The 13,010-nt window shown below is 52.7% G+C and carries 9 protein-coding genes; 4 read left to right on the top strand and 5 right to left on the bottom strand.

What is annotated here, in order from left to right; genetic code table 11:
* The first annotated feature begins 111 nt into the window (after positions 1-111).
* Positions 112-1,029, top strand: a complete 918-nt coding sequence (locus C9J01_RS17650) for an ROK family protein (RefSeq protein ID WP_107299459.1) — start codon at positions 112-114, stop codon at positions 1,027-1,029.
* Between the two features lie 104 nt (positions 1,030-1,133).
* Entirely contained in the window at positions 1,134-2,528 is a 1,395-nt protein-coding gene (locus tag C9J01_RS17645; RefSeq protein ID WP_107299458.1) for a glycoside hydrolase family 1 protein, read from the top strand.
* Positions 2,529-2,624: 96 nt separating this feature from the next.
* On the opposite strand, the gene C9J01_RS17640 is transcribed toward C9J01_RS17645, so the two are convergent.
* Both C9J01_RS17640 and C9J01_RS17635 read right to left on the bottom strand, forming a co-directional pair.
* Positions 2,625-4,334, bottom strand: coding sequence for a solute:sodium symporter family transporter (locus C9J01_RS17640; RefSeq protein ID WP_107299457.1), 1,710 nt, complete (start codon positions 4,332-4,334; stop codon positions 2,625-2,627).
* 49 nt (positions 4,335-4,383) lie between these two features.
* On the bottom strand, positions 4,384-6,486 hold the full coding sequence (locus C9J01_RS17635) for an alpha-galactosidase (protein ID WP_107299456.1): 2,103 nt from the start codon (positions 6,484-6,486) through the stop codon (positions 4,384-4,386).
* A 219-nt stretch (positions 6,487-6,705) separates the two neighbouring features.
* On the opposite strand from C9J01_RS17635, the gene C9J01_RS17630 reads away from it, so the two are divergent.
* Positions 6,706-7,761 (top strand): LacI family DNA-binding transcriptional regulator, encoded by a 1,056-nt coding sequence (locus tag C9J01_RS17630; protein WP_107299455.1) that lies wholly within the window; start codon positions 6,706-6,708, stop codon positions 7,759-7,761.
* A gap of 129 nt (positions 7,762-7,890) precedes the next feature.
* Here the strand turns inward: C9J01_RS17630 and C9J01_RS17625 are convergent, their stop codons facing one another.
* The 3 genes from C9J01_RS17625 to C9J01_RS17615 are packed head-to-tail and all read right to left on the bottom strand — an operon-like array spanning position 7,891 to position 11,943.
* On the bottom strand, positions 7,891-9,504 hold the full coding sequence (locus tag C9J01_RS17625) for a hydantoinase/oxoprolinase N-terminal domain-containing protein (protein ID WP_107299454.1): 1,614 nt from the start codon (positions 9,502-9,504) through the stop codon (positions 7,891-7,893).
* 11 nt (positions 9,505-9,515) lie between these two features.
* On the bottom strand, positions 9,516-10,655 hold the full coding sequence (locus C9J01_RS17620) for a DUF917 domain-containing protein (RefSeq protein WP_107299453.1): 1,140 nt from the start codon (positions 10,653-10,655) through the stop codon (positions 9,516-9,518).
* Positions 10,642-11,943 (bottom strand): cytosine permease, encoded by a 1,302-nt coding sequence (locus C9J01_RS17615; RefSeq protein ID WP_107299452.1) that lies wholly within the window; start codon positions 11,941-11,943, stop codon positions 10,642-10,644. The genes C9J01_RS17620 and C9J01_RS17615 overlap by 14 nt, the downstream gene beginning before the upstream one ends.
* A 118-nt stretch (positions 11,944-12,061) precedes the next feature.
* On the opposite strand from C9J01_RS17615, the gene C9J01_RS17610 reads away from it, so the two are divergent.
* Positions 12,062-12,985 (top strand): LysR family transcriptional regulator, encoded by a 924-nt coding sequence (locus C9J01_RS17610; protein WP_107299451.1) that lies wholly within the window; start codon positions 12,062-12,064, stop codon positions 12,983-12,985.
* Positions 12,986-13,010: the final 25 nt, after the last annotated feature.

Raw genomic sequence — 13,010 nt, 5'->3', positions numbered from 1 at the left:
CGTTATTTTGTGACCTTACTCATTTTATGGAAACCGGTTTCCATTCTAATCTATCTTTTCTCAGTTTATGTCCGTAGATTCCCCACCAGAACATCAAACAGGCAGGACACAATGACGACCCAACACTTTCTTGTACTGGATATCGGCGGCAGCGCCGTCAAATACGCTGTGATGGACTCCCACGCTACCTTGCTGCACAAAGGCCGGTTCACCAGCCCCAAAGCATCGCTCGATGACTTCTGGCTGGCATTAGACAAGGTTGTACTGACATTGCGCCACAAATACACCCTCAGCGGCATAGCTATTAGTACCTGCGGTGCGGTGGACTGCGACAGCGGTGTTATCCACGGTGCCAGTGCCCTGCCCTACATCCATGGCCCCAATTTCAAATCATTGATTTTCGAACGTTACCAGCTCACTGCAGAGCTTGAGAACGATGCTTGCTGCGCCGCACTTGCCGAGCTGTGGCAGGGATCTGCCCAGCAGGTCAACCAGTGTTGTTTGGTGGTTATTGGCAGTGGCATCGGCGGTGCGGTCATCAACAACCGCCAGATCCAACACGGCCATCAGCTCCATGGCGGCGAATTCGGCTACATGATCGCCGGTGAGGAAAACGGCTTACCCGTAACCTTCAGTAACAAGGCCTCCACCCGGGCCTTGGTTGAAGCAGCAGCGCAAGCACTGAATGTTGAGGTTGAAAGCCTAGATGGCAAGGCTGTATTCGAAGCCGCCGAGCAAGGTGATGAGCGCCTTCAAGAGGTCATCGAGCAATGGTACCGCACGCTAGCCACTGGCCTGTTCAATATCCAATATTGCATTGATCCCGAGACCATCATCTTGGGTGGGGCAATTAGCGAAAGGCCGGACTTGCTCGGGCACCTCAACCGCCATCTTGATGATCTGATGCAGGCAATCCCTATTGCCAATATCAAACCTAAGCTCGCGACCTGTCAGGCAGGCAATGATGCCAACCTGATAGGGGCCCTGTTCCATTTTTTTACAGCGGCAGGCCTGACTCCCGGCGTTTAAGCCGGGCCACAAAGAGCTAACCGACAAAGCTATTTCCCGATAGCACTATTTTTTCCGATAACTCCTATCGCTCAACAGCTGAGCGGAAAAAGACTGAGGCAACTATGACAACTTACACTTTCCCGGAAGGTTTCCTGTGGGGTGCAGCAGCATCTGGCATTCAAACGGAGGGCACCACCAACAAAGCCCACCCGTCCATTTGGGATACCTGGCATCAAAATAGCCCTGAGCGTTTCTTCAAGGAAATCGGTCCTGCGAAAGTCTGCCAAAGCTACGAGCGCTATCAGGAAGACGTCGCGTTGATGAAAAAAATCGGCATGAACTCCTTCCGTACCTCAATCCAGTGGTCGCGCCTAATCAAAGACTTCGAAACCGGTGAGGCTTGCCCGGATGCCGTTGCTTTCTACGATGCCTACATCGATGAGATGATTGCCAACGGCATCACGCCGATGATCAACCTCTACCACTTCGACATGCCTGCCGAGTTACAAGACCAATACGGCGGCTTCGAGTCCAAACACGTTATCGGACTGTTCGAGAAATTTGCCCGTACCGCCTTCAAGCTGTTCGGTCATAAAGTTAAGCACTGGATCACCTTCAACGAGCCGATTGTTCCTGTTGAAGGCGGCTACCTGTATGACTTCCACTACCCTTGCAAGAAAGACGGCAAACTGGCAGTCCAGGTCGCTTTCAATATCATGGTTGCCCATGCCAAGGCAGTATTGGCTTACCACGAAATGAAACTGGACGGTGAGATTGGTGTGGTGCTCAACCTGACCCCGTCTTACACCCGCAACGACAGCGATGCCGACCAAGAAGCGGCATGGTATGCCGACCTGCTGTTCAACCGCAGCTTCCTTGACCCAATGGTGAAGAACACCATTCCAGATGAGCTATGCCAAGTCCTACGTGACAACGACATTATGCCGGCATTCAGCGACACTGAAATCGATGAAATCAAAGCAGCCGAAGTCGACTTCCTGGGTGTTAACTACTACGTGCCACGCCGCGTTAAAGCCCGTGAAGCCGAATACACCCTGGATTACTTCACGCCAGAGAAATACTTCGAGAACTACATCAACCCGGAAGGCCGCTTCAACCCATACCGCGATAACAACGAGATCCTGCCAACGGCAATCTACGATATCGCCAAGAACATCCAGGACAACTACGGCAACATCAAATGGTACTTGGCAGAGATCGGCATCGCGATGGATTTGGAATCGGAAGGCCCGGTCCAAGAAGACGGCATGATTGACGACAGCTTCCGTACCGAACTGATGAAAGAGCACTTCATCCAACTGCACCGTGCGATGGAGGAAGGGGCTAACTGTTTCGGTATCCACCAATGGACCTTCATCGATAACTGGTCATGGCTGAACTCATTCAAGCGCCGCTACGGCTTCTACCGACTGGATTTGGAAACCGGCAACCGTATCCCGAAACGCCACTCGACATGGTTCAAGGAACTGGCGACGACCAACCAATTCACAGTGTAAATCGCACCGAACTCCCCCTCGATTGAAAGATAAAAAGCCCGGCAGTTTTCACTGCCGGGCTTTCATTACAATAAGCTATCGCTTAAATAGATCTTCTCAAGATTCAGAGGCTAACACTTGCTGCGAGACCTGCTTTTTCTTGAAATACCTCACCGCAACACCCACCAGCATCACTACACCACACAAGCCGTAGACCTGCATAAAGGTTGGGTCATCGGACACAAAGCCCACCTTGCTGAACATGATGTAGGCACCCAATACCATGTAAAGAATGACCGCCGAGGCTTCGAAGCGGAACTCCCATGGCGTTACATCCATGCTTTCATTTACTGGCATCACATAATCGCTGCTGCGCGGCGCAAAGTGGCCGATCACGAACATCAATACGGTACAGACCACAAACAAAATCGCCAACTGGTGCAGGAAGTGCAACGGTGTTTTGAAGATAAGCTGCATCGAGGCATAGGAGCTAACGAACACCACCAGCGCCACTTTTGCTGCAATAGCTGGTACGCGTTTGGAAATATAGCCAACGAAAACAATGGTAAAGATTGGCACGCTGAAGAAGCCCGCTACCATCTGTAGGTACTGGAACAAGCCTTCAGGGGCATACATGATAAACGGCGCAATACAGATAGAGACAACCGCAATCAGTACACCGAACACCCGGCCCTTGGCAACCAACTCTTTGTCTGTCAGACCTTCCTTGGCAAAGATAGGTTTATAGACATTCAGGGCAAACAAGGTGGTTGAGCTGTTCAGTACCCCATTGAAAGTCGACAGGATGGCACCGAACATGACGGCCACGAAGAAACCAACCAATGGCTTAGGCAACACTTCGTTCACCAAGCGGGTGTACATAGTATCCGGGTTACCGGCATCGGCACCGAACAGGTGGAAAGCGATGATGCCCGGAATGATCAGGAACAGCGGTGAAATCACCTTGATGGCACCGGCCCATATCACCCCTTTCTGGCCTTCCCTAAGGTTCTTGGCACCCAGCGCTCGCTGGATAATCGACTGGTCAGTACCCCAGTAGTACAGGTTCACCAATAGCAGACCGGTAAACAAGGTCGAGAACGGCAGTGGATCGCTGGCAGCACCAACCGATTCCAGTTTCTCCGGCGCAGCAGTCAGCAGGATATTCAAACCTTCACCAAAACTGCCGCCACCTAGGGCAAACAGGCCGAATACCGGGATCATCAAACCACCGGTGATCAAGCCCACGCCGTTGATGGTATCGGCAATCACTACCGCTTTCAGGCCACCGTAAATGGCGTAGAAAAAGCCTAACAACCCAATCAGTGCACTGATCAACGCAATGGCCTGGAATTCCGAAATACCCAGTATTGACTCGATGTCAAAAATACCGGTCAGCACCACCGCCCCCGCATACAGAGTCGTCGGCAAAATATTAATCACGTACTGGCACAGGAACAGCAGGGTTACGAATTTTTTCACCCCGAGGTCGTAGCGGCTTTCGAGGAAGTCCGGCACCGTGGTGATCCCCTGCTTGAGGTAGCGGGGCACTAGGTAAAGGGCGATCATCACCAGGGTGACACCACTGGCCACTTCCCAACCCATAACCGACATATTATGGGTATAGGACTGGGCAGACATCCCGACAAAACTGGTTGCACTAAGGTTGGTTAGAATCAGGGATGAGGCAATCAAACCACCGGTCAGTGAACGGCCGCCGAGAAAAAAGCCATCGTGGGAGTCATTCTTCGAGTTCTTCACTTTGCTGTAGGTAAACCAAACCACAAAGCCGGTGAACAAGAAGAATGAAATGAGTGTAATTTCCATCTTTCAGTTCCTTTTGTTTGGTGGCACCTGAGGTGCCACCGGGTACGTATTAATCTTTTTGTAGGTGTAGGATCAGGGCAGATTCGGGATCGAGGATCGGCAGGATAAGGCCGATTTCCATCAGGTTATCTCCCCGTAGGTGTAGGGTTTTATCTATCCAAGCTGGGCGGTGCTTCATCAACTGGAACGAGCTTTGTGGCATCTCGACAATTTTCACCGAGTACATTGCCTCTGGCTCCAAGCAGCTCAAACGAAGCGGGGCTGGCAGGGCATGGGATGGCATCGCCCGCTGGCAGACGGTGATCAGCATTTCATCTTGGTGCTCGACGCCATAAATGTATTGCCGCTCATCAGCTGGATCGATCCGGAAGGCACGGCCATTGTGCAGTAGGGTTCGGAAGCATTTGTGCAGCTCGATATAGTGGGCAAAGGCCGCCTTCTCTTCTTCACCGACCTTAACCGGATCCAGCTCGACCCCCATATGGCCTTGCAGTGCCGTTACCCCACGCAGGTTGATATTGTGCATGCGGTTGGTTGAATGGCACTCGGCAGGGCCGATATGGGCACCCATCACTTCCGGCGGGAAGAAATATCCCATACCACGTTGGATAGTCTGGCGTTCCAGGGCGTCATTACAGTCCGATGCCCAGAAACGATGGGTGCGCTTGAGCACTTCGAAATCGATACGACCACCACCGCTCGAGCATGATTCAATCTCGACTTCTGGGTGCTTGGCCCGTAATGCATCAAGCAGGGCATAAAAGGCCAATGTTTGCCCCTTCACTGCCGGTTTACCATTATGGGCCGGCTGTACTAGCTCGCGGTTCATATCCCACTTGAGGTAGCTGATCTGGTAACGGCTGAGCAAATCGTCCAAACGGCTGAACAGGTAATCGAAACAGTCCTGGTTTTGCAGGTCGAGTACATACTGCCAACGGCCAGACGGCTGCTGGTAACCCTCGATGCCCAACACCCAATCAGGATGGGCACGGTATAGGTGCGAGTCCATACTGACCATTTCAGGTTCAACCCACAGGCCGAACTCCATGCCGTTATCAATCACATGCTGGATCACCGGCTCCAGGCCATTCGGGTACTTGGTTTCATCAAGGTACCAATCCCCCAGAGCCGCCTTTTCGCCATCGCGACCGACAAACCAACCGTCATCGATAATGAAGCGCTCGACGCCCATACGTGCCGCTTCACTGGCCATCTTCATGATGTAATCAGGATCGTGGTCGAAGTAGATCCCTTCCCAGGTATTGAGGTGTACCGGGCGGGGCTGATCTGGGGTGAACGCCAGGATGTTTTCGCGAACATAGCGGTGGAAACGCTCGGAGATCCCATTTAAACCGGCATTGCTGTATGTCGCAAAGAGCTCTGGGGTGGAGTAGCTTTGATGCGGAGCCAACGCTACCTCACCGGAGAACAGCAACTCACTTGCTTGGACAAAGCGGCGACCATCACTGCGAACGTCTGCACGCATGCGGTGGTTGCCACTCCAGGCAAAATGGAAGCCCCATACCTGGCCGGATTGCTCAGTAAACCCTTTGGCACCGGCAAACAAGCCAGGGAAATTCTCATGCGAGGTACGGCCACGGCGGTTTTCCTGAACAAAACCACCATGTTCGAACGCAACGCGATGGGTCTGGAACTCCTGGCACCAACGGCCATGGAAGGTCATCAACTCATTGGCGTGATAAGGGACCGGCAGGGTGCATGCCAATTTGTCCAGCGAGTAGGCTTCATCGCCGAGGTTCTTGATGGTGAGCTTCTGGCGCAGTACATCACTGCTGGCATCCAGTTCAAACTCCACATCCAATTGCAGCATGGCCACGTCATCAACCAGTTCGAACACCACGCTCTGGCCTTGGTGGCGGTAGTTTTCCATCGTAAACACCGGAGCAAAATCATGGCCTTGGCGGTTACCTTCGAGGCCCGGGGCATTGAAGTGCCCCGCCCCAAGCTCCGGACAAACACTCAGCGGCACATCCACATCGAGTCGTGCCTGGCTCACCGGGCGTTCGGTAGCCAGAAATAAATCCTCATCAATGGCGGATACCTTTTTACCCCAATGGATAATTTCCGGAATACGCCCCAACTTAAACACCAAGCTCAGGTTCTGGCTCTGCAAATGAAGTAGCTTTGTCATAGTCTCTCAAAAATTGTTTTCGATAACATTTAAAAACAAACTAGATCACTAACACCTCACTTAAAAAGCCAAAACCGATGAAAATGTGATCAAAGATCCTTTTGATAATTGAGTTACGTGAGACTCATCACTAAATGTTTTCGAAAACATAAAGCATCAAAAATGCCTTTCTCCGTGTTCATGATAGAATGCTTAGATGTTCAAAATGGATGGCAAGCAATGACTGCAACTTTCAAAGATGTCGCCCGTTTGGCCGGTGTCTCTACCCAAACGGTATCCCGGGTAACCAACGGAGCGGAAAATGTCTCGAGCAAAACCAGGGAGAGGGTGCTGGCGGCGATTGAAGAGCTCGGTTATATCCCAAACAAAGCGGCGCAGGCACTAAAAGTCCAGAATAAAATCATTGGCTTAATCACTCTGGATATGGCATTTCATGGTGCGGCGATGATAGCCAATGGGGTTCGCCTGCAAGCCCATGACGCTGGCTATACACTGGCCATCTCGGCAGTGGACAAGCTTGATGATCAGGACATTGAAAGTGCCGTCAGGGAGCTGATCGCCCAACAGGTTGAGTCGATAATTATCAACGCACCGGTATCCAGTGAGCTTGCTAGCGAACTGGTGCAAAAATACACCAAGGTAAAACTGCTATTTATTGATGTGCCGGACGGCACTCAGGTCAATGCAGTGTGCAGTGCCAACGGCAAGGGTGCAAAGCAAGGAGCCAAACTGCTTCTGGAGCATGGACGGACCCAGCCTGTTTTACTGACCGGCCCCAATGCCTCCTATGCTTCCCAGCAAAGGACCCAAATTTGGCAGGATGTATTCGCCAGCCACCATATAGGTATTGTCGCCCAATACGAAGGTGACTGGTCTGCCTCGAGCGGCTACCAAACCATGCGCCAAGCAATTGTGCAAAACCGCCACTTCGACTGTGTGCTGGTCGCCAATGACCAGATGGCCCTTGGGGCACTTCGCGCACTCAATGAGATGGGTATCGACGTGCCAGGCAGCGTATCGGTAATTGGCTTTGATGGCACAGAGGACAGTGCATTTTTCACCCCGCCACTGACCACCATCAAGCAGGATTTCAAATTACTCGGCCAAACGGCAGTCAACAAACTACTCACAGCCCCTGCAGATCAAGTAGACATCACCCATATCGATGTCACGCTCATCGAGCGAGAAAGTACAGCTGCGCAACATAAAGGCAAGGAGCATATCCAACAAGCCAAGCAGTTACTGGATAAGGCGCTAAGGTTGCTTGACCAATAACAGGGACACTTGATACTCCAACGATAGAAAACAAAGCCCGGGGCGATATCCCGCACCGGGCTCCTTCGTTTCTTACTGTGGGCTATTGCTTGCTGCAATAGGTTTTCGATTAAGCTGGATCGATAATGGCTAGGCGATTTTTCCCGCCGCTTTGATCTTCACATGGACCCGGTTGCCCTGCAGGTAACTGAGAGGAATTTCATGGCGCTCGATCACTTGCACACTGTCAGGGCAAGCGCCGGCTTCTACTGCCATCTGCTCTGCTTCTATTTCCAGTGCCTTCAGTATTGCCTGGCGTTGATCCGGGGCGACCTCAACGATTTTATCCAGCTGACCGGAAATCTCACCAAGCGCTACCCCGATAGCATTGGCGACTTCGAAATGTTCGGGACGGACAACTTCACTCACCCCACTGAAGCTATCGGGTAGCAAGGCACTGCCGCCACCTACCAGTATCACCGGCACCTTGGCGGCCGAGGTTTTCATCTTATCGATCCCCTCCTCAACCCGCTCTACCATTTGTTGGTAAACCCGATCGGCAGTGATCATGTCAATGCCAAGGGGCTGTGCCTGCGGCTCGCCTGTCCATGTCATGGCACCCATTTCCAGCGCAATATCGGTCAAAGTCAGGGTATCACCACCAAAGCTGCGTGCCTTATGGGTCAACTGGTGGCCGACACTCTCCGGGCCTAGCTCCAGCGAACGGGCATCACTACCTTGAATGCTGCCATCAACTCCGCTTTCAACCCCTTTGACCACCGTACCGCCGCCAATGCCGATAGCTAGGATATCCGGCATCCGGAAGTTAGTGCGGACCTCGCCAAGCTCCACCGCTGCACTCGATTCACGCGGGTAGCCGTGGGTCAACGCGCCAATATCTGACGTAGTGCCGCCGACATCGACCACAATTGCGTCGGCCAATTTAGTCAGGTGACTGGCACCACGGATTGAGTTGGTCGGCCCGCAGGCCACAGTCAATATCGGATATTTAAGGGCAAACTCCTGCGACATCAAGGTGCCGTCATTCTGGCCGAAATATGGTGTCACATTGATGCGGTGCGCCTCGAGTGCATGGCAGAAACCTTCGACAAAACGTTTGGCTGTTCCCTGCAAGGCAGCATTGAGGATGGTGGCATTCTCGCGCTCGAGCATGCCAAGGCTACCGATTTTATGCGACAGGGAAAGCCCTACGCCCGGCAACTCTTCACGCAGCCATTGCGCAACCTGCAACTCCTGCTGGTTGTTTACCGGCGAGAACACACCACAAATCGCTACCGAATCAACCTTGCCGCGCATTTGCTGGCACAACTGGCGGATTTCGGCTTGTTGGATCTCGGCAATAAGCTGGCCGTCGTATTCATAACCACCATGCGCCTCGTAAAAATGACCTCCCAGCAAATCCTGCCACTCTCGGCTCCAACCACAAAGTGGTGGCACACTGCTGCCGCTTGGCAGTGAGAGACGGATCATCCCTACCCTGTCCAACCCCTTGCGCTCGACTATCGCATTGGTGCACTGGGTCGTGCCCAACATGGCATGCTGAACCTGATCGCCGGTGATATTTGCCTGCTGCAACAATGCAGAGATAGCCCCATCAATCCCAGAGGCAATATCGGCAGTGGTCGCCACTTTGACCTTGGCAACACAGTTGAGCGCAGCATCCAACAACACTCCGTCGGTGTTGGTACCGCCCACATCAATCCCTAGACGAAATTGGCCTAAGCGAAACTGTTTCTCTTCCATATCACGTACTCCTATTTCGCTTGGGTCGTTGGGGTTAACGGCTTCAATAATTCCACCGGACAATACTGGGCTGGGTAACCGAAGTAAGCCGGCCCTGCCACTTCGATACCTTTGTCGGTCCGCCACTTTTCATCACAAGGGTAGGCAATAAGATCCACCCGCTGGCCGTAGCGCAGCTGCTCGGTGGTAATAGGGTGACCGGTTTCGTGATCCAAAATCGAGATCAGATCCGGCGTCACCGCCAATAGGTTATCCTCGGCTAAATCACCGGCTTTTACCCCTTCGTGAGCAAGCAGCAGCTCGTTCTGGAAGTGGACGTACACATTATCAACTGTTGACTCTGGGCCTGCATGTTTGAGCCGTTCAATCGTCACGCCGCCTTTGACAAAGCCGCCGCTGGTGTTCCTTTCAATATCAACAATTTTACCGCTGATAATTTTGTGGCCCCCGACGATATCCAGCACTGCCGCCACGCCACTCTTGCCTTCATCGTTCGCTTTGCGGATTGCCTGACCTATCTTCATCGCCTTGGTCAGGGTTGCCGGCAGGGCGCTGCGTTTGAGCGATTCTCCGCGCATCGGGTAGTCGCACATCGCTGCCGAACCGCCCATCTGCTCGGTGATCGGACGGGCAAATCGCTCTGACCATACCCCATCAAGCGGGTGCAAGGTCACGACATTGCCTTTCTCATCAGCCAGAGTATTGGGAGCCGATGGCAACCCATCGAGATAAAACGTCACCATCTGCGATTCAGGGAATGCCCTTCCCATGGCATCACAGTCGATCACCGGAATACCTTTCTGCGCCGCAACCAAAATAGGGATCAAAGAGTTAAACCCGCCGACCTCGATCGGATAGGTCGCTTCAATGTCACACCCCACAGCTTGTTCCATGGCCTCGAACGCCACCAACATCTGATCCCGTGAATTGATTTTCTCAATTGCCACCGTAGGCGCGCCAATCATCGATGAAGGCACTGTCATCCAGCCGTCTTCAACATCATCGAGAGCAATGATCTCAACCGGTTTGGCGGCATTGGCAATGGCGACTTTGGCCATCAGGGCACCACTGTAAGGGTCGCCCCCGCCCCCCGTCCCCAGCACTGTTGCGCCAAGGGCAATATCATCGATCATTTGTTCATTGATAATCACGCGCTGTCTCCTTTTCAACGACTGACAACTTTACGAGCGCCATGTAAGCCACCAGCGAGGCAAGGATGCCGTCAATGGCCGAAATACTGGTTAGCGTAAACAATCCGAAAAACTCACCTGCCGTACAGGCACTGATCACACTACCGAAGCCCCACGCAGCCAAGCCCTTGAACATCCAGTCAGGGGCATTGGAGATCCGCTCGAAAGTCAGGGCTTCTTTGTCAATCAGGTAGTATTGCGCCAGATAGACACCGGCTGACGGGGCAATAGTCACACCCAGCAAGGTCAGGAATGCCGTGAACATATCCACCATACCAAACTGGGCAATCGCCAAGCCGACAATGGTCATCAGCACCACAAGCAGCGGGCGCGGTACTGACGGCAGCGTTACCGACATACCCAGTGCGCCGGAGCACAGGTTACTGCTGTTAGTCGTCCACTGGGCAAACACCAATACGATAATCGCGGCCAGTCCCAGACCTAGCGAGAAGAAAACATCAACAAGGTTATCGGTACCGGTCATCTGGGTTAGCAGCAGCGCAACGACAATGATGGCACTGTTACCAAACAAGAAACCGAACCCTGCGCCGAGAATGGCATCTTTGCGGGTCTTGGCATAACGGGCAATATCCGGTGCAGCGACCGCCGCAAGGATCCAGATAGACATCACAAAGGAAATCGCTTCACCCATCGACAATGGTGACTCAATGGCCTTGGTTGAGGACGACGTGGCACCAGAGGCCATATACAAACCAATCGTAATCAACGTCACCATCAGAGGGACAGAATAGGTACTGAGCTTACCCAGAGCCCGTACCCCATAAATGGCAGTCACCATCATCAACAGGCCGCCACCCACCAGGGCAGTCCCGTGGGAAACCACGACATCATATTTCGCCAGGGCATCTACCATAATCAAGGCAAAGAAATCTGCCTGGAAGGCAAACCACCCCACCAGTGAGATCCCGGTGATGGCACCCATGGTTTTTCCACCTAAGCGGCCAAACACTGCGCTGCTGACCAGAGGGGTCGATACCCCTGCCTGATAACCGATGTTGGCACATAGCATAGCGAGTACCGCCAAAAGCGCCGAACCGACAAATGTGGCGGTCAGGGCCTGATCTATCGGCAGGCCGCTGCTGAGGAAAGCCCCGAGGAACAAACCCGAGATATCAATCCCGATCGCTAGCCAAATCAAGCTGATCACTATCCAGCTCCGCTTTGCCTGCTGCGGTACCGGCTCCAGTTCGAAGTCGTTTATTTTTGAATCCTTTCCTTTCTCGGTCATTCAGCCACCCTGCATTTTTATCCCTAAATATCACATAAAAAAAGTTAGCAGCTTGTTACATTCGAATAAATACATATTATTGAATGCAAACATTCGAAAAATAATATGGAAAATCGCCATGGCCATCCAAGCCCCATCACTGGACAAAAGAGACTTACGCCGCCTAGAGTTATTCCGCGAAATCGTTGAACAGGGCGGGATCAGCAACGCTACCCATAGCACAGGACTGAGCCAACCCGTGCTGAGCAACCAGCTTATCACATTGGAAAAAAGCTTGGGGGTCAGCCTTTGCAAGCGGGGAAGGAGCGGCTTCGAGCTGACTGACGAAGGGAGGTCGGTGTATAATTATGCAAATGAAATTAGCGCAATGCTGACTGAATATGCCTTCAAACTCAAAGGGGTACAGTCAACTTTATCAGGCCATGTGCGGGTTGGCTGCTTGGATAATACTGCGACACTAACCCACAACCCGCTGCTCGGGGCAATAGAGCAATTCTACCAACTCAGTGACGATGTCGAGGTGACCTTGGATGTCGGTGACTTCACCCAGCTCAACGAAAAGCTCTCAAGCGGCCAGCTGGACATGATGATCTGCGTACTCGGTGAACACCAACTCGCAGCCTTTGAATTTGCTACCCCGCTGTTTGTCGAGCAAAGCCACTTATATGCCCGCCGAGATTTGGCAGAGGCGATAACCGTCAATGACTATGCGCTTTCAGGCTGCCGGATCAATATGGGGGGCTACGCAGCCGAGTCCATGAAGCGCCTGCTTGAAATCGAACAACACCCCGGAGCCAAACTCTATAGCGGTTGGCATGTCGAATCTGGCTTGATGCTCACGCTTGCAGGCAGCCACCTCAGCTTCCTGCCAACGCACCTAATAGAGCAAAATCACGCCTGCCGGCACCTAATCGCCCTACAGCCAGATAAATGGAAACTAGAGAGCCAGTTCTACCTAATTACCAAGGCCAAGCCCGACAGCCTGTCCTCGGCGGTTCAGGCATTCACAGAACTACTCTGTAACCCCCAAAGGAACGCTTAGAGCAATAACGCAGATAAGCTATCAC

The organism is Photobacterium rosenbergii (genome assembly GCF_003026455.1).
Taxonomy (GTDB): Bacteria; Pseudomonadota; Gammaproteobacteria; order Enterobacterales; family Vibrionaceae; genus Photobacterium; species Photobacterium rosenbergii.
The sequence above is the reverse complement of the archived record's forward strand: the minus strand, read 5'-3'. Positions and strand labels throughout refer to the sequence as shown.